Here is a 17,354-nt window from a genome sequence, read left to right as displayed (position 1 = left end):
CCATGACGGATGTGACTGGCATGCCCCATACGACCGACACGACCGGCACGGCATCGCCGAAGCGTCCCCGCCGCGCCCACCACTGGCGGCGGGACCTCGTCGAGCTCGCCGCCCTGTTCACCGCCGTGGCCGTCGCCGACGCGATCGCGAACACGATCGCGCACGGCCCCGACGGACCGTACCTCCTCGTGGCCTCGGCCGTGGTCCTGGCCGCCACGGCCGGATTCCACACCTGGTGGGCGCGGCGGCACAGCCATTCCCCGCCGCCGCCCCCTCCCGGCCCCCGCCCCCGTACGGCCGGTGACGGTACGCCGTCCGTCTCCGAGACCGCGCTCTGGCGGATGCGCACCACCGTCAGGGACGAGCCCGGGAGCCTGGCGCTGCTGTGCACCGCCCTGGCCCGCCACCAGGTGGACATCCTCACCCTGCAGACCCACCCGCTCGCCGAGGGCACCGTCGACGAACTGCTGCTGCGCGCCCCCGCCACCCTCCAGGCCGCCGCGCTGAGCCGTGAGGTCTCCGCGGCCGGCGGCAGCGACACGTGGCTGGAGCGGGCCGACGCCCACGACCTGGTCGACGCCCCCACCCGGGTGCTCGGTCTCGCCACCCGCACCGCGCTCGACGCCGCGGAACTCCCGCTGGCGCTGCGTCAGTTGCTCGGACGCTGCACCATCCATTCGCTGCCCGCCACCAGCCTCACCGGCCGGCCCACCGGTGACGCCGCTCCGGTCGAAGGCGTACTCGACGGCACGGTCATGAAGCTGCGCGACCCGTCCGGCGGGGCGATCACCGTCGAGCGCCACTACCTGCCCTTCACTCCGACGGAGTTCGCGCGCGCCCGCGCCCTCGTGGAGCTCGACGCCCGCCTCGGCCCGCGCATCCCGCGCGGCGAACAGGTTCTGACCCTCCCCGAGGGCAACGAGATCACCGTCCGCAGGGCCGGACCCGACGACCTCGAAGCCGCCCGCGCCATGCACGACCGCTGCGGCGACCGCACCCTGCGCCTGCGCTACCACGGCCCGGTGGGCGACGCCGACCGCTACCTCGGCCACCTCCTCAGCCCGCGTTTCGGCCGCACCCTCGCCGCCTCGACGGCGTCCGGCCGCCTCGTCGGCCTCGGCCACCTCCTCTGGGACGGCGACGAGACGGAGGTGGCGCTGCTCGTCGAGGACGCGTGGCAGCGGCGCGGCATCGGCTCCGAACTGCTGGGCCGCCTGGTGGCTCTCGCGGCCGAGGCGGGCTGCGAGAGCGTCTACGCCGTCACCCAGTCGTCCAACACCGGCATGGTCGCGGCCATGCGCGGCCTCGGCCTGCCCCTCGACTACCAGATCGAGGAAGGCACCCTGGTGGTCACCGCGCGGCTGGGTGCGACAGCCGTACGTCCGCGCCCCGCTCACGCGCAGGAGCCGGCACAGACACCGGCTGACGCACGGCCGCAGCGGCCCCGGCAGCACTGAGGGCCTCGCACAGGTCCCGCCACAGGTCCTCCACGTCCTCGAGCCCGACCGACATCCGCAGCAGCCGGTCGCTGACCCCCGAGGACCGCCGGTCTCCCTCGGCCACGATGCGGTGGCTGATGGAGGCCGGGTGCTGGATGAGCGAGTCCACGCTGCCGAGGCTGACAGCGGGCGTGATCAGCCGTACGCCCCCGATCACCGCGTGCGGGTCGCCGTACACCTCGAAGGCCACCATCGCGCCGCCGAGCTTCGGATAGTGCACCCGCGCCACCCGCGGGTCGACGGACAGCCGCCGGGCGAGTTCGGCCGCGGACGCCGACGCCGCACGCATCCGTACGGGCAGTGTGGAGAGCCCGCGCAGCAGCAGGTATCCGGCCAGCGGATGGAGTACGCCGCCGGTCGCGAACCGCACCTGGCGCAGCGCGCGGGCGAGCTCCTCGTCGCACGCCACCACCCCGCCCAGTACGTCGCCGTGCCCGCCCAGGTACTTGGTCGCGCTGTGCAGGACGAGCCGTGCGCCGTCCTCCAGCGGACGCTGGAGCACCGGCGTCGCGAAGGTGTTGTCGACGAGCAGCGGCACCGCCCCGCAGGAGCGCGCGACCGCCCGGACGTCGATCTCCGCGAGGGTCGGGTTGGCGGGGGTCTCGACGATCACGAGGCCGGTGTCGGAGCGGATCGCGTCCTCGATGCCGGCCGGGTCCACCCAGGTCACCTCGGTGCCGAGCAGTCCGGCGTTCAGCAGGTGGTCGCTGCATCCGTACAGCGGCCGTACGGCGACGACGTGGCGCAGGCCCGCGCTCGCCCGTACGAGGAGTACGGCGGTGAGCGCCGCCATGCCGCTGGCGAACGCGACGGCGCTCCCGGCGCCCTCCAGCCGTGCCAGGGCGTCCTCGAAGCGGGCGGTGGTCGGGTTGTCGAGCCGTGAGTAGACGGGCGGGCCCTGGGGCCGCGCGCCGGTGGCGGCGAACTCGTCGATCCTGGCCGCCTCCCCCCGGCTGTCGTACGACGGGTAGGTGGTCGACAGGTCGAGCGGCACGGCGTGCAGTCCCAGCGCCGCGAGGTCTTCGCGGCCGGCGTGGACGGCTTCGGTGGCCAGGGCCCGGGGTGTGGTCGAGGCGTCGGTGTTCATGACATGACTCTGAACAGCTACCGGGAAGTACGGACGGATGGCCGTGTTACGTTCGGCACATGGCCGAATCCGTCGTACTCGACCCGGTAGATCTGCACATCCTGCGCCTTCTGCAGAACGACGCGCGGACCACCTACCGCGATCTGGCCGCCGAGGTCGGGGTGGCGCCCTCGACCTGCCTGGACCGGGTGGCGCGGCTGCGCCGCTCCGGCGTGATCCTCGGCCACCAGCTGCGCCTCGACCCCGCCAAGCTCGGCCGGGGTCTCGAAGCCCTGCTCTCGGTGCAGGTACGCCCGCACCGGCGCGAGCTCATCGGCCCTTTCGTGGAGCGCATCAGGGCGCTGCCCGAGTCCCGGGCGCTCTTCCACCTGACCGGGCCCGACGACTACCTCGTCCACGTGGCGGTGGCGGACACGGCGGACCTGCAGCGGCTGGTCCTGGACGAGTTCACCTCGCGGCGCGAAGTCGCCCGCGTGGAGACCCGGCTGATCTTCCAGGCGTGGGACTGCGGGCCGCTGCTGCCGCCCGTAGCGGGGCGCTGACAACAAGCTGCCGTCAACTCCGACAGTGGTGACGCGGAGCCCTCTCCCGTACGAGGATGGCCGCATGTCAGTCACTTCGAGCAGCGCGCTCCTCCCCCGGCAGGTAGCCGACGCGTACGTCGACGCACTCATCGCCCTCGACCCGATCACCGGCACGTACTTGGGAGTCGGGGAGAGCTCCCGCAGCCTGCCGGACTTCTCCCCCGCGGGGCAGGAGGCGCTCGCCGCGCTGGCCCGCACCACGCTCACGGAGCTGGACGGGGCGGAGGGCCTGCCCGGTGCGGACAGTGACGTCGAGCGGCGCTGCGGCCGGCTGCTGCGCGAGCGGCTGAACGCCGAACTCGCCGTGCACGGGGCCGACGAGAGCCTGCGCGCCGTCAGCAACATCCACTCGCCCGCGCACAGCATCCGCGGCGTCTTCACCGTGACGCCCACCGGGACAGACGAGGACTGGGCGGCGGTGGCCGAACGGCTGCGCGCGGTGCCCGGCGCCCTGGAGGGCTACCGGGCGTCGCTCGCGCTCGGTCTGGAACGGGGGCTCCTGGGCGGCCCACGCGCCACGGAGACCTTCGTCGGCCAGCTGACCGAGTGGGCGGGCACCGGACGCGGCTGGTTCGAGGAGTTCGCGGCGGCGGGGCCCGGTTCGCTGCGCGCCGAGCTGGACGCGGCGGCCCGCGGCGCCACCGAAGCCGTCGCCTCGCTGCGCGACTGGATGCGCGACGTGTACGCCCCGGCCGTGAAGGACGCGCCCGACACGGTGGGCCGCGAGCGGTACGCCCGCTGGTCGCGCTACTTCAACGGCACCGACCTCGACCTCGACGAGGCGTACGCGTACGGCTGGTCCGAGTACCACCGCCTGCTCGGCGAGATGAGGACCGAGGCGGAGAAGATCCTGCCGGGCGCGGCCACTCCGTGGGAGGCGCTGGCCTGGCTCGACGAGCACGGCACGCACATCGAGGGGGTCGAGGAGACCAGGGCCTGGCTCCAGGGCCTGATGGACGAGGCCATCGAGGCACTGGACGGCACGCACTTCGAACTCGCCGAGCGGGTACGGAGGGTGGAGTCCCGCATCGCGCCCCCCGGCGGTGCGGCGGCGCCGTACTACACCACCCCCTCCGAGGACTTCTCACGCCCGGGCATCACCTGGCTGCCGACGATGGGCGAGACCCGCTTCCCGGTGTACGACCTGGCGTCGACCTGGTACCACGAGGGTGTTCCCGGGCACCACCTGCAGCTCGCGCAGTGGGTGCACGTCGCGGACCGGCTGTCCCGCTACCAGGCGTCGGTCGGCATGGTCAGCGCCAACGCCGAGGGCTGGGCGCTGTACGCGGAGCGGCTGATGGACGAGCTGGGCTTCCTCGGCGACGCGGAGCGCAGGATCGGCTACCTGGACGCGCAGATGATGCGCTCCACCCGGATCATCGTCGACATCGGCATGCACCTGGAGCTGGAGATCCCGGCGGACTCGCCGTTCCACCCGGGCGAGCGCTGGACGCCGGAGCTGGCGCAGGAGTTCTTCGGCATGCACAGCGGGCGGCCCGCGGACTTCGTGGAGAGCGAGCTGACCCGCTACCTGTCGATGCCCGGCCAGGCGATCGGCTACAAGCTGGGCGAACGGGCGTGGCTGCTGGGCCGCGAGAACGCGCGCAAGGCGCACGGCGACGCCTTCGACGCGAAGGCGTGGCACATGGCGGCGCTGTCGCAGGGCTCGCTGGGCCTCGACGACCTGGTGGAAGAGCTGTCGAAGCTCTGACGGCCCGGGTTGCGCGGGTACGGCGGCCGGGTCCGCCCCGGATTCGTGCACCCGGCCGCCGTCGCCCCCGGACCCTTCGGACACTTCAACCGCTCACCCGCGCCGGAACCCGCCCTCGGAGCCGATGACCTGCCCCGTGATCCACGCGGCCCCGTCCGTGGCGAGCCAGGCGATGAGCCGGGCCGGATCGTCCGGCATGCCCCACCGCCCGGCGGGGAACATCGCGGCGATCGCGTCGTAGTCGTCACCGCTCAGGTGGTCCGTGTCGACCATGGCCGCGTCGATGGTGTCCAGCGTGCCGTCGGAGCCGCTGAGGGCGTGGTTGGCGACGAGGATGTCGATCCGTCCGCCGAGCGCCTCGGCGGCGGTGGCGATCAGCTCGGCGGGGGCCTCGGGGTCCGCCGGGTCACCGGGGCCGTGGGCGACGGTGGCGGCCGGGTCGGCGCTCGCTTCCCGCACCCCCGCGACGACCGCTTCCGGGCCTTCGGGCTCGGCGCCCCAGGGCTGCGCCGCGTCGTGCGGTACGTGGTGGTGGAGGTAGACGCTCGCACCGCAGGCGGCGAGACGGCGGGCCGCCGCGTCACCGATGCCACCGCGGCGGCTGGCTCCGGTGACGAGGGCGCTGCGGCCGCGCAGGGGCAGGGGGCGCGGCGGAGTCCGGCCGCGGAAGGTCCTGGAATCCTGGGCACGGCCCACCGTCCTGGTGGGCCGGACCGCCGGTGTCATCCGGTTTCCCCGGCCCCCTGCCGTACGGCGGACCGACCGGTCAGCAGCCGCAGTTGCCGGGGCCGACGAGCGCGGTGAGCGGGTCGGCGTCGCGCCGCTCCCGGCCCCTGCCCGTCTCGGTCTCGAAGCCCTCGCGGATCCAGTACTCGATGCCGCCGAGCATCTCCTTGACCTGGTAACCGAGTTCGGCGAGGGCGAGAGCCGCGCGGGTACCGCCGTTGCAGCCGGGCCCCCAGCAGTACGTGACGACCGGCACGGACTCGTCCAGGAGCCGCTCCGCCCGGGCGGGGATCTCCGCCGTGGGGAGGTGCAGGGCACCGGGGATGTGCCCCTGTTCCCATGCCTCCGTGGAGCGGGGGTCGACCAGGGCGAAGCCGGGGTCCTCACCCGCCGCGAGGGCCGCGGCGACGTCGAACGGGTCGGTGTGGAAGGCGAGGCTGGCGCCGAAGTACGCGGCGGCCGCGGCGGGGGCGGCCGGCGGGACGCGGAGAACGGCGTTCGCGCGGGTGGCGGAGGTCTGGGCGGTGGTGGGCCGTGTCGTCGTCATGGACAAAAAATCTACGGCGAACGATCATCCGATTGAAGTGAGATTCCCCGGCTCTTGTCTTGATCTGCCGGTGGATCCCCGGTTGTCTCAGGGGCATGAACGGATATTCACCGGACGCCACCGACTGGCGCATCCTGGAAGCCCTGCAACGCGAGGGGCGGGCCACGTTCGCCGAACTGGCGCGCACCGTGTCCATGTCCGCGAGCGCCGTGACGGAGCGGGTGCGGCGGCTCGAAGAGGCCGGGGTGATCTCGGGCTATACGGCCGTCGTCGAGCAGGAGCAGCTGGGGATGCCCATCCTGGCGTTCGTACGGCTGCGCTATCCGCACGGCAACTACAAGCCGTTCCACGACCTGCTCGAAGCGACGACCGAGGTGCTCGAAGCACATCACGTCACGGGCGACGACTGCTTCGTCATGAAGGTCGCGGCCCGTTCGATGAAGCACCTGGAAGAGGTCTCGGGCCGGTTCGGCACGCTCGGCTCGGTCACCACCAGCGTCGTCTACTCCTCGCCCCTTCCCCGGCGCGCGCTCAGCCGCTGATCGAAGGCCGTGTGGTGGCGCACCACGGAGCCGTGCCGGTCCTTGACGACCTCCAGCCGGGTGGTGACGCGGCGCCGCAGGTCCGCGACGTGGCTCACGATGCCGACGCTGCGGTCGCGTTCGCGCAGGGAGTCCAGTACGTCGAGGACCTCGTCCAGGGTCTGGTCGTCGAGGCTGCCGAAGCCCTCGTCGATGAAGAGGGTGTCGAGCCGTACGCCGCCGGCCTCGTCGGTGACCACGTCGGCGAGGCCGAGCGCGAGGGCGAGCGAGGCGAAGAACGTCTCGCCGCCGGAGAGGGTCGCCGTGTCGCGTTCGATGCCGGTCCAGGCGTCGACGACGTGGAGGCCGAGTCCCGACCGGCCCCGGCCGCCGGCCCTGGCGTCGGAGTGGACCAGGGTGTAGCGGCCGGAGGACATGAGCTGGAGGCGGGCGGTGGCGGCGGCCGCGACCTGCTCCAGGCGGGCTGCCAGGACGTACGACTCCAGGCGCATCTTGCGTTCGTTGTCGGCGGAGGTGCCGGCGGTGAGCGAGGCGAGGCGCGCGACCCGCTCGTACTGCTCGCGCAGCGGGCCGAGGCGGCGCGCCTCCTCGGCGGCCTGCTGCGACAGCCGGGCGAGAGCGGCGCAGCGCCCGCTCGCGGCGTCGAGGACGGAAGCGGCGTCGAGCAGCCCGCGCTCGGCGGCGTCGAACCCGGCCTGGGCTCGCTGCGGTTCGGCCGGGGGCCGGGTGGCGGCCGCGGCGGTCGCGGGCTCCGCCAGCCGGTCGGCGACGGCGGCCTGTTCGCGCTGCCAGTCGTCGATCCGGTGCTGGAGGCCGCGCTGCTCCGCCTCCGCGAGCAGCGCTTCGGCCGCCGCCCGCGGAGTGTCGAAGCCGGCTTTGAACGCGGCGTCGGCGAGCCGGTCGTCGGCCTCCTTGAGGCGCTGAGCGGTGATCTCGACCGCCCGTACGGCTTCGGACGCCTCATCGAGCACCCGGACACGGCGCTCCAGCAGCGCGGCGTGCTCGGCGACGCTGCGTGCTTCGCCGCGGGCCCGGGTCAGTCCGGCTTCGAGGGACGCCTGTTCGCGGTCGAGTGCTTCGCGCTGCGAGGTGCGGGCGGCGGCACGCCGCTCGGCCTGCCGCTGCGCGTCGACGCGTCCCGCGTACTCGCGCTCGGCGCGGTCCAGCGCCTCGCGGGCCGCGTGCAGACCGGCGGCCATGGCGTGCGCCTCGGCATGCTCCTGCCGCAACTCCTCTACGAGGGAGGCAAGTTCGCCGACGCTCACCTCACGCGGGCGGCCGGATCCGGCGTCCCGGAGGGCTTCCGCCGGTGCGGGCGCCGCCCCGGCGGTCCCCGCTCCGGCGGTCCCCGCTCCGGCGGTCCCCGCTCCGGCGGTCCCCGCTCCGGACGGCCCGTCGCCGTCGGCGCGGCCGCCCGCCTCCGCGCGCGCCGCCGCGTGGTCCTCACGTACCGCCGCCAGCGCGCGCTCCGCCCCGGAGCGCACCGCCTCGGCGTCCGCATGGGCGGCGTACGCCGCTTCTTCCGCCGCACGGTCCACCTGGTCCGCCGCCGCCCGGGCGGGCGCCGGGTGCTCGGTCGAGCCGCAGACCGCGCACTCCTGACCGTCGCGCAGGCCCGCAGCCAGTTCGGCCGCGATGCCCAGCAGCCGGCGTTCCTTCAGGTCCAGCCACCTCTCGTGGGCCGAGGCGGCCTTCTCCCGGGCCGTCCGCAGCCGGTCCTCGGCGGCCGTGACCTGTTCGCCGAGCGCGTCGCGCCGGCGTGCGGCGTCGAGTCTGCGGCGGGCCGGTTCGAGCCGGCCCGCCAGGTGCTCGGCGCGGGTCACCGCGTCCTGGGCCGCTTCGATGCGCTCCTGGCAGCGGCGGCGGGCCGTGTCCCAGCCGTCCAGCCAGTCGGCGGCGTCCCGCAGCAGTTCGTCGTCGGCACGGGCCTGCCGCTCCAGCGCCGCCTGCTCCCGGCCGATCTCCTCGCTGCGCCGCTCCGCCCTGCGTGCGGCTTCGAGGCCGCCGAGGTCCTGGCGGAGCCCGCGTTCCAGTGCGGCGAGGTGCTCGGCACCGGTGTCGGCGAGCTCCGGCGGCAGTTCGGCCCGCGCGCGTTCGCGGGCCGCGCTCGCCGCGCGGTGATCCCGCTCGGCGTCGTCGCGCAGCGACAGGGCGGGGGCGACGCGGTCGGCCCGGCGGGCACGGTCCTGCAGCGCGCGCAGCCGCTCGTACTCGGGGCGGCGCGCTTCGAGTGCGTCGGCGCGCCGGCGCGCGTCGGCGTGACGCTGCTGGAGGGCGGCCAGTTCGCGTTCGGCCTCCAGGGCGGTGCGGGCCGCTGCCCGCCGGCTCTCCGCCGCGGCGACCGCCGACTCCGCGACGGCGAGCCGTTCGCGCGCACCGCTGCGCGCGATCGCGGCCCATTCCCGTACGGCCTCGGTGAGTCCGGGCTCGCCGGGCTGCGCGTCGGGCAGCGGCCACTCGCGCGTGTCCGCGCTGTCGCCCGCGGCCTGCGCCATCCGCTGCGCGACGGCGAGCAGCCGCTCGTCCCCGGCCCGCACCTGCTGCTCCGCCGAGCGGCGCAGTTCGGCGAGACGCTCTTCGACGGCGGCGAAGCGGCGGGTGTCGAAGAGCCGTCCGAGGAGCTTGCCGCGTGCCTCCGCGTCGGCGCGCAGGAAGCGTGCGAAGTCCCCTTGGGGCAACAGCACCACTTGGCAGAACTGCTCCCGGCTCATGCCGACGAGCTGGGTGATCTCCTCACCGATCTCCTGATGGGAGCGGCTGAGCGCCTTCCACCCGGTGTCGGGCCGGTGCTCGCGCAGCCAGCTCTGCGCCTTCTCCGTGGTGAAGCCGGTGCCCTTCTTCTTGGGGCGCGGCTGCGCGGGGCGCCGGGTGATCTCCAGGCGCCGTCCGCCCACGGTCAGTTCGAGACGCACCTCGGTCGGGAGGCCGTGCGGGGCGTGGTCGCTGCGCAGCGAGGCGCCCGGGCTCTGCCGGGCGCCCGGCACCGCGCCGTACAGCGCGTAGCAGACGGCGTCGAGGACGGAGGTCTTGCCGGCGCCGGTCGCTCCGTGCAGCAGGAAGACCCCGGCGGCGCTGAGCGCGTCGAAGTCGACTTCCTGGGTGGTGCCGAAGGGCCCGAAGGCCGTGATGTGCAGGGTGTGCAGCCTCATCGGGCGGCCCCGCGCACACCGTCCTGCGCGAGCGCGGTGTCGACGCGTACGTCGTCGAAGACGTCCTGGAGCACGGTGCGCTCCCGGTCGTCGGGGCCGCTGCCACCGCGCACATGGGCCACGAAGTCCTCCGCGATCTGCTGGTCGTTGCGCCCCTTGAGTCGCTGGGCGTAGGACGCCAGGGGGTCCTCGGGCGCCCGCTCGGGGTCGAAGACGAGGCTGACGGTGTGCGGGAAGCGCGCGCTGAGCCGCGCCATGGGTTCCGGGGGGCGTACGGGGTCGGTGAGCGTCGCCTCGATCCAGGAGTCCTCGTGGCGCGCGAGGGCGGGGTCCTCGACGAGTTCCTCCAGGCGTCCGCGGATCCGGGCGACGCGCCTGGGTACGGGGCAGTCGATCCGCTCGCCCTCGACCTCGCCGCCGGGCCCGAGGTCGATCAGCCACATCGTCTTGCGGTGGTCCGCCTCGGAGAAGGAGTACGCGAGCGGGGAGCCCGAATAGCGGACGCGCCCGGTGATGGCCTGGCAGCCGTGGAGGTGCCCGAGGGCCACGTAGTCGACGCCGTCGAAGACACCGGCGGGGACGGAGGCCACGCCGCCGACCGTGATGTCCCGTTCGCTGTCGCTCGGTTCGCCGCCCGCGACGAAGGCGTGCGCGAGAACGACCGAGCGGGTACCGGCGGGCCGTCCGGCGAGGTCGGCGCGTATCCGCTCCATCGCCGCCCCGACGACGGCCTCGTGCCCGGCCCTGGCCGTCTTGAACTCCTCGCGCACCAGGGCGGGTTCCAGGTACGGCAGCCCGTAGAAGGCCACGTCCCCGTGCGCGTCGGAGAGGACGACGGGCGTGGCGCACACCGCCGGGTCGGTACGCAGATGGATCCCGGCCCGGTCGAAGAGTCCGGCGCCGACGCCGAGCCTGCGGGCCGAGTCGTGGTTCCCGGAGATCATGACGGTCGGAACGCCCTCGGCGGCGAGCCGGTGCAGGGCCCGGTCGAAGAGTTCGACGGCGGCGAGCGGCGGCACGGCACGGTCGTACACGTCCCCCGCCACCAGCACCGCGTCCACGTCCCGCTCGCGCACCGTCGTCACCAGGTGGTCGAGGAACGCCGCCTGGGCGTCGAGGAGGTTCACTCGGTGGAAGGAACGCCCCAGGTGCCAGTCCGACGTATGCAGAATCCTCAAGAGACGGCTCCGACCTGCATGTGTACCTTCCTCCGCCCCCTTGGCCGGCGCCGTCCCGGCGCGGCCCGACTGTCAGCACGGACCACGTTAGCGCCGGTCGGCGCCCGGGCTGTCACAGACCTCTGTTTTCACCCGGGGAAGGGAGCCGGCCCAGTGCCCGGTCCGCCGGTGCGCCGACGGCGGCGTCGGTCCGTGCGGGGACCGGGCCGCGCGTCGGGGGGTGACGCCGGCCCGGATGGGGGGGCCGAAGATGCCGCCGGGGTGACTCCGGTGGCCACCGCAGGAGTTGGGGATCACATCAGACCTGGTCCGCAACGTGATCCCGGCCACGCCTCCCGCCCGCCTCCGGAGCCGGGTACGGGCCGGAGCGCGGCGGTCGTCCGGGGCGGGGCCGGCGGTCTGCCACCGACCAGGGCGCCCGCCCGCCGCGCCGCCGCTGCCGGGGTCGGAGTCGGCAACGGGAAGGTGACGTCGGCGAGGGGCGGATCGTCGGCCTACGCGCGGTGGCCGTGCACGGGCGGGAGCGGCCGCCGCCGGCCGCGCGTATGTCCGCGAGCACCCCGACCGCACTCGCGTCGCGCGGCCCTGCCGGTGTCCCGCGCCAGGGTGCCTCCGCTCGCGCCGGCGCCGCCGTGCGGCCCCGGGGTCCGGCGCCGGATCCTGACGCGCCCGCGAGGTGCCGGGGGCGTGCCGCCCGCGAAGCCGTCCGCGTGACGTTTCCGCGGTCCGGCCGACCGCGCCCCGGAGCACAGCGGGGCTTCCGGCCCGCCATGACGACCAGTCACGCGAGGTTGTGGTCGCCCCGGTCGTCCGGCGGTGCGCCGCACCCGGCGTACCGGGGCCACGTGGCACACCGGGGCCGCGAGGCACGCCGGCGTCCGCCCTCAGGCGTCGCCGTACGCCTCTCCGCCGAGTTCGAACCCCGCCGTGCCCGCCGTGGCGTCGGCCAGCCAGGCGCGGAAGGGCTCGACGTCCGCCTCCGGCAGCCCGACCTCGATCGCGACCGCGTCGGCGTACCGCACTTCGCGCACCGCGCGTCCGGTCGTCCGCAGGTCGTTCTCCAGCCTTCCGGCCCGCTGGTGGTCGACGGTGACGGTGACGAGCCGGAAGCGCTGCCGGGTGATCGTGCCGAGGGCGTCCAGGGCTTCGCCGACCACTCCGCCGTACGCCCTGATCAGCCCGCCCGCGCCGAGTTTCACGCCACCGTAGTAGCGGGTGACCACGGCGACGGTGTACCGCACCTCGCGGCGCATCAGCATCTGGAGCATCGGCACACCGGCCGTGCCGCCCGGTTCGCCGTCGTCGCTCGCCTTCTGCACGGAGGCGTCCGCGCCGATGACGTACGCGTAGCAGTTGTGCGACGCCGTCGGGTGTTCCCTGCGGACGCGCGCGACGAAGTCCTGCGCCTCCCGCTCGGTCGCGGCGGGTGCGAGCGCGCAGAGGAAGCGCGATCGGCCGATCTCGGCTTCGTGCACACCCGCGCGGGCGACGGTCCGGTACTGCTCCTGCATTCGGCCCACCCTATGCGCAGACCGGAGGGCGCTACTTCCGGAGCAGCAGGATGACGGCGGCGACCACCAGCCCGACGGCCACGGCGGCGGCGCCGTAGGCGAGCCGGTGGGCGCGCAGGCCGGGCAGGAAGCGGTCGGCGGCGTACCGGCCGGGACCGGTCAGCGTGAGCGCGACCGCGGCCGCCGTGAGGAGCATTTCGTACTCGATGCCCTCGGGGGCGAAGAAACCGCCGCCCCACTTCACCGCGAGCACGTTGACCATGGTGCCCACGAGGGCCGCGCCGGCCAGTGGGGTGAGCAGCCCGAGGACGAGCCCGAGGCCGCCGAGCGTCTCGGTGAGGCCGGCCACGACCGCCATCGCCTCGCCGGCCGGGTAGCCGCTCGCGGTGAAGAACTGGCCGGTTCCTTCGAGTCCGCCGCCGCCGAACCAGCCGAAGAGCTTCTGCACGCCGTGCGCGGCCATGGTCAGGCCGAGGGCGAGACGGAGGACGAGCAGGCCGGTGTCGTAGCCGTGGGGCGAGGGGGTGCGGCGGGCAGCGGTGCCGCTGATGACGGGGACGCCGAGGGTGCTGGTGGGGGGAGTCATGTGAGGGGCTCTCCTGTGGGTCGGACCGGTCCGAAGTTACTTGAAACTTCAAGTCACACGTCGCGACGATACACAGCGGTACAACTTTGAACAACAGCGCGCCGGGGAACGGACCGGCGCGCCGCCCCGGGAATGCCCGCAGGACGTCGCCCGTTGGCCACCACAAGTGACCTTCCGACCCCAGGAGGCAGGGCGTGTACGGCGACCCGGCAACGATCCGCAAGATCCTCACGCAGTCCGGCGACACCTGGGCGGTGGTGGGCCTGTCCGGCAACCGGTCGCGGGCGGCGTACGGCGTCGCCGAGGTGCTCCAGCGCTACGGCAAGCGCGTCGTGCCGGTCCACCCCAAGGCCGAGACCGTCCACGGCGAACAGGGGTACGCGTCACTGGCCGACATCCCGTTCCCGGTCGACGTCGTGGACGTGTTCGTCAACAGCGACCTCGCGGGCGGCATCGCGGACGAGGCGGTGGCGGCCGGCGCCAAGGCCGTGTGGTTCCAGCTGGGGGTCGTCGACGAAGCCGCCCGCGAACGCACCCGCGCCGCCGGACTGGACGTGGTCATGGACCGCTGCCCGGCGATCGAGATCCCCCGGCTCGGCTGACGGCCGGCCGGGGCGCACTGCCGGAGGGGGTCAGACCCCGAGTCCGTCGACGACGACCGCGCCCGGCAGCCCCGCGAAGGCCTTGCCGGGCAGGATGAGCTTGCCCCTGCGGCGGCCGCTGTCGATCAGGACCCACGGGACGCCGGTGACGGCGGAGTCCACGAGCAGCGGCCAGCCGGCGGGCAGCCCGACCGGCGTGATGCCGCCGTACTCCATGCCGGCCCCGCCGACGGCCGTGTCCATCGGGGCGAACGACGCCTTGCGCGCGCCGAGGTGCTTGCGGACCGCGCCGTTCACGTCCACGCGCGTACAGGAGAGGACCACGCAGGCGGCCAGGGTGGTCTCGCCGCCCCGCTTGCCCGCGACGACCACGCAGTTCGCCGAGGCGTCGAGGAGTCCGGTGCCGTAGTGCTCGGCGAAGGCCGCCGTGTCGGCGATCTCCGGGTCGGTGTCGACGTAGACCAGCTGGTCCGCGGGTACGTCGTTGCTCCACGCGCGCACGGCCTCCGCGACCGGCGCGGTCAGCAGGCCGAGGCAGTCGGGAGCGGGCGTGGCATTGTCGAAGTCTCCGAGGGGCGCGCGCATGGGCAGACGCTAACAGCCGCCCCTGGGAGCGCGTTGACCGTCTCAGCGTACGGGCGGAATCGATACGGCCATCGTCATCTCGACCGTCTCGGTGCCTTCGTTGCGGTACGCGTGCGGCACGTTCGCCTCGAACGTCGCGGAAGTCCCCGCCGGCACGGAGTGCGGCTCGCCGTCGACCACGAGGGTCAGCTCTCCCGCGGTGACGTGCAGCAGTTCGGTGGTCCCGGCGGGGTGCGGGTCGGACGCGCTGCTGTCGCCCGGCACCAGCCGCCAGGCCCACAGCTCCAGCGGGCCACGGGTCTCGGTGCCGACGAGCAGCGTGGTGTGGCTGCCCGCGTCCGTGGACCGCATGCGGACCGCCTGCTCCCGCGGCACGAGCCGGACCTGCTTGCCCTGTTCGTGGTCGAGCAGGGTGGTGATGCTGACGCCGAGTGCGTCGGCGAGCTTCACCGTGGTGCCGACGCTCGGATTCGTACGCGCCTGCTCGATCTGGATGATCATGCCGCGGCTGACACCGGCGCGGGCGGCCAGCGCGTCCAGCGTGAAGCCTCGCTCACCCCTCCAGCGCTTGAGGTTGCGGGCGAGCGAGTGCGTGAGCTGGTCGAGGTCCGTCACATTACGTCCAATATTTTGGATGACAGAGTTCAATGAACCGCACTACGGTCTGGTGCACCAGACCGTTCACCGCACTGTACTGCGAGGCACCGCCATGACCGCACTCTTCGCCCTGGCCACCAGTCTGCTCTGGGGGCTGGCCGACTTCGGCGGTGGACTGCTCACCCGGCGTACGCCCGCGCTGACCGTCGTCGTCGTGTCCCAGACCATCGCCGTGGTGGTGCTGGGTGCGGTCGTCGTCGCGACCGGCGGCTGGAGCGAGGCCGGGCCGCAGCTGTGGTTCGCGGTGGCCGCGGGCGCGGTCGGCCCCGTCGCGATGCTGTGCTTCTACAAGGCCCTCGCGCTGGGCCCGATGGGTGTCGTCTCGCCGCTGGGGTCGGTGGGCGTCGCCGTGCCCGTCACGGTCGGCCTGGTCCTCGGCGAGCGTCCCGGACTGCTGCAGTTCGCCGGCATCGCGGTCGCGATCGCCGGAGTGGTGCTGGCGAGCGGTCCGCAGCTGCGCGGGGCGCCGGTGCAGCGGCAGGCGGTCGTGCTGACGCTGGTCGCGGCGGTCGGCTTCGGTGCGGTGCTGGCCCTGATCGCCGAGGCGTCCACCACTCTGGTGGGGCTGTTCCTCGCGCTCTTCGTCCAGCGCGTGACCAACGTGGCGGTCGGCGGCGCGGCGCTGTACGTGTCGGTCAGGCGCGGCGCGAAGGCCCTTCCCGAGGACGGCGGGATGCGCGTGGTCCGGTCCGCGCTGCCCGCCCTGGCGTTCGTCGGTCTCGCCGACGTCGCGGCGAACGGCACGTACTCCCTCGCCGCTCAGAGCGGGCCCGTCACCGTCGCCGCCGTACTGGCCAACCTCTACCCGGTCGTCACGGCGCTGTGCGCCCTCGCCCTCCTCAAGGAACGGCTGCGCGCGGTGCAGGCGGCGGGCGCCGGGCTGGCGGTGGTGGGCACGGTGCTGCTCGCCGCGGGGTGAGCGGACCGGCATCCACCGCGGCTCATTCGGCGGCCCCGGCCTCCGTCTCCAGCTCGGCCAGCGCCAGCAGCTGCTCCGGAGTGACGCCCTCCGGGATCGGTACGGGCGCGGGCGTGCGCAGCGGCGGCTGCCAGCCCTTCACCGCGTCCCAGCTGCGTACGACCCGGGCGGGCGCCCCGGCCACCACCGCGTGGTCGGGAACCTCGCCCCGTACGACCGCGCCCGCCGCGACGACGACGTTGCGGCCGAGCCGGGCACCCGGGAGGATCACGGCGCCGGTGCCGATCCAGCAGCCGGGGCCGATCTCCACCGGGTCCGTGCGGGGCCACTGCTTGCCGACGGGGACGTCGGGGTCGTCGTAACTGTGGTTCGTGGACGTCACGTACACGAACGGACCGAAGTAGCAGTCGTCCGCGATGGTCACCGCCGTATCGGCGATGACATGGCTGCCGCGGCCGAGGACCACACCGTTGCCGAGCCGCAGGATCGGGTCGGGGCCGAGGTCGAGGCCGGGCATCATTCCGGCGGTCAGGGTGACCTGCTCGCCGATGACGCAGTGGTCGCCGAGGCGGATCCACTCCTCGCCGAACACGGTGCCCTGCGGGAAGGCGAGCTTCGTTCCGGTGCCGATCGCACCGAAGCGCAGCCGCCCCGGACGCTCCGCGCTGACCGCTCCGGCCTGCTGCACCCAGCGCCATCCGGCGTGCACGGCGCCGGTCACCAGACGGCGGCGCCAAGCGGCCAGCGCAGACAACGATGAGAACGTGTTTCTGTTCTTCGGCACCCGCACACGGTAGTCGGCGGGACGCGGGCGGCCCGGAGCGGCCTGCTGTGATGTTCGCCCCACCCGACGCCCCGAAGACCGGGAGCGTCACTTACGGTTCCCCTGGCGCGACCGACCAGCGACGAAGCACCAGGGAGCACGCGATGGCACAGCAGGCTTTGATCACCGGCGTCGGCGGCAAGGAGCCGCGGACCGACCCGTCGGCCTTCGCCGCGCCGACGTCCGTCGTGATCGGGGACGTCACGCTGGGCGCGGGCGCCAGCGTCTGGTACCACGCCGTGCTGCGCGCCGACTGCGGGCCGATCGTCCTCGGCGTCGACAGCAACATCCAGGACAACTGCACGGTCCATGTGGACCCGGGCTTCCCCGTCACGGTCGGCGACCGCGTCTCCGTGGGGCACAACGCCGTACTGCACGGGTGCACCGTCGAGGACGACGTACTGGTGGGCATGGGCGCCACGGTGCTCAACGGCGCGCACATCGGCGCCGGTTCGCTGGTCGCCGCGCAGGCGCTCGTGCCGCAGGGCATGCGAGTGCCCCCGGGCTCGCTGGTCGCCGGCGTACCCGCCAAGGTGAGGCGGGAGCTGACGGACGAGGAGCGCGAGGGCATCAAGCTGAACGCCGCGATGTACGTGGAGCTGGCCAGGAGCCACCGCGAGGCGCACGCGGACTAAGGACGGGGCGACG

Annotated in this window: 16 protein-coding genes and 1 pseudogene; 7 read left to right on the top strand and 10 right to left on the bottom strand. The window is 74.0% G+C overall.

The features are described from left to right. The first annotated feature begins 20 nt into the window (after positions 1-20). The gene (locus BN1555_RS28330; RefSeq protein WP_093802007.1) at positions 21-1,457 is read left to right on the top strand and encodes a GNAT family N-acetyltransferase; all 1,437 of its coding nucleotides are present in this window, start codon (positions 21-23) and stop codon (positions 1,455-1,457) included. Here the strand turns inward: BN1555_RS28330 and BN1555_RS28325 are convergent. Continuing rightward, on the bottom strand, positions 1,351-2,586 hold the full coding sequence (locus BN1555_RS28325; RefSeq protein ID WP_093802006.1) for a trans-sulfuration enzyme family protein: 1,236 nt from the start codon (positions 2,584-2,586) through the stop codon (positions 1,351-1,353). The genes BN1555_RS28330 and BN1555_RS28325 overlap by 107 nt on opposite strands. 59 nt (positions 2,587-2,645) lie before the next feature. Between BN1555_RS28325 and BN1555_RS28320 the strand changes: the two genes are divergently transcribed. Both BN1555_RS28320 and BN1555_RS28315 read left to right on the top strand, forming a co-directional pair. Beyond that, on the top strand, positions 2,646-3,128 hold the full coding sequence (locus BN1555_RS28320) for an Lrp/AsnC family transcriptional regulator (protein ID WP_093802005.1): 483 nt from the start codon (positions 2,646-2,648) through the stop codon (positions 3,126-3,128). A 64-nt stretch (positions 3,129-3,192) separates the two neighbouring features. Next, complete coding sequence (locus BN1555_RS28315; protein WP_093802004.1) at positions 3,193-4,881, top strand: DUF885 domain-containing protein; 1,689 nt, start codon at positions 3,193-3,195, stop codon at positions 4,879-4,881. Positions 4,882-4,974: 93 nt separating this feature from the next. Here BN1555_RS28315 and BN1555_RS28310 read toward each other — a convergent pair. Together BN1555_RS28310 and BN1555_RS28305 are read right to left on the bottom strand one after the other, a co-directional pair. After that, positions 4,975-5,570: pseudogene (locus BN1555_RS28310) on the bottom strand (SDR family oxidoreductase). Positions 5,571-5,647: 77 nt separating this feature from the next. Further along, positions 5,648-6,154: a rhodanese-like domain-containing protein gene (locus BN1555_RS28305; RefSeq protein ID WP_093802003.1), complete on the bottom strand. Its 507-nt coding sequence runs from the start codon at positions 6,152-6,154 to the stop codon at positions 5,648-5,650. A gap of 95 nt (positions 6,155-6,249) precedes the next feature. Here BN1555_RS28305 and BN1555_RS28300 point away from each other — a divergent pair, with 95 nt between their 5' ends. Next, positions 6,250-6,696 carry an Lrp/AsnC family transcriptional regulator gene (locus BN1555_RS28300; RefSeq protein ID WP_093802002.1) on the top strand — a complete coding sequence of 149 codons (447 nt, stop codon included), beginning with the start codon at positions 6,250-6,252 and terminating at the stop codon, positions 6,694-6,696. Here the strand turns inward: BN1555_RS28300 and BN1555_RS28295 are convergent. From BN1555_RS28295 to BN1555_RS28280, 4 genes are all read right to left on the bottom strand, one after another. After that, positions 6,657-9,845: an AAA family ATPase gene (locus BN1555_RS28295; RefSeq protein WP_093802001.1), complete on the bottom strand. Its 3,189-nt coding sequence runs from the start codon at positions 9,843-9,845 to the stop codon at positions 6,657-6,659. The genes BN1555_RS28300 and BN1555_RS28295 overlap by 40 nt on opposite strands. After that, complete coding sequence (locus BN1555_RS28290) at positions 9,842-11,023, bottom strand: exonuclease SbcCD subunit D (protein WP_093802000.1); 1,182 nt, start codon at positions 11,021-11,023, stop codon at positions 9,842-9,844. The genes BN1555_RS28295 and BN1555_RS28290 overlap by 4 nt, the downstream gene beginning before the upstream one ends. 884 nt (positions 11,024-11,907) lie before the next feature. Continuing rightward, on the bottom strand, positions 11,908-12,534 hold the full coding sequence (locus BN1555_RS28285; RefSeq protein WP_093801999.1) for a YigZ family protein: 627 nt from the start codon (positions 12,532-12,534) through the stop codon (positions 11,908-11,910). A gap of 31 nt (positions 12,535-12,565) precedes the next feature. After that, a complete protein-coding gene (locus BN1555_RS28280) occupies positions 12,566-13,120 on the bottom strand; it encodes a DoxX family protein (protein WP_093801998.1) in 555 nt (184 codons plus the stop codon). A gap of 194 nt (positions 13,121-13,314) precedes the next feature. Between BN1555_RS28280 and BN1555_RS28275 the strand changes: the two genes are divergently transcribed. Then, a complete protein-coding gene (locus BN1555_RS28275) occupies positions 13,315-13,722 on the top strand; it encodes a CoA-binding protein (protein ID WP_093801997.1) in 408 nt (135 codons plus the stop codon). Positions 13,723-13,752: 30 nt separating this feature from the next. On the opposite strand, the gene BN1555_RS28270 is transcribed toward BN1555_RS28275, so the two are convergent. Together BN1555_RS28270 and BN1555_RS28265 are read right to left on the bottom strand one after the other, a co-directional pair. After that, entirely contained in the window at positions 13,753-14,307 is a 555-nt protein-coding gene (locus BN1555_RS28270) for a YbaK/EbsC family protein (protein WP_093801996.1), read from the bottom strand. A 42-nt stretch (positions 14,308-14,349) separates the two neighbouring features. After that, complete coding sequence (locus tag BN1555_RS28265; protein WP_093801995.1) at positions 14,350-14,922, bottom strand: helix-turn-helix domain-containing protein; 573 nt, start codon at positions 14,920-14,922, stop codon at positions 14,350-14,352. Between the two features lie 94 nt (positions 14,923-15,016). Between BN1555_RS28265 and BN1555_RS28260 the strand changes: the two genes are divergently transcribed. Next, entirely contained in the window at positions 15,017-15,883 is an 867-nt protein-coding gene (locus tag BN1555_RS28260; protein ID WP_093803700.1) for a DMT family transporter, read from the top strand. A gap of 22 nt (positions 15,884-15,905) precedes the next feature. Here the strand turns inward: BN1555_RS28260 and BN1555_RS28255 are convergent, their stop codons facing one another. After that, a complete protein-coding gene (locus BN1555_RS28255) occupies positions 15,906-16,667 on the bottom strand; it encodes an acyltransferase (RefSeq protein WP_093803699.1) in 762 nt (253 codons plus the stop codon). A gap of 143 nt (positions 16,668-16,810) precedes the next feature. On the opposite strand from BN1555_RS28255, the gene BN1555_RS28250 reads away from it, so the two are divergent. Then, positions 16,811-17,341: a gamma carbonic anhydrase family protein gene (locus BN1555_RS28250; protein WP_093801994.1), complete on the top strand. Its 531-nt coding sequence runs from the start codon at positions 16,811-16,813 to the stop codon at positions 17,339-17,341. Positions 17,342-17,354 lie beyond the last annotated feature (13 nt).

The organism is Streptomyces sp. Wb2n-11, from assembly GCF_001049855.1.
GTDB classification, from domain to species: domain Bacteria; phylum Actinomycetota; class Actinomycetes; order Streptomycetales; family Streptomycetaceae; genus Streptomyces; species Streptomyces altiplanensis.
The sequence above is the reverse complement of the archived record's forward strand: the minus strand, read 5'-3'. Positions and strand labels throughout refer to the sequence as shown.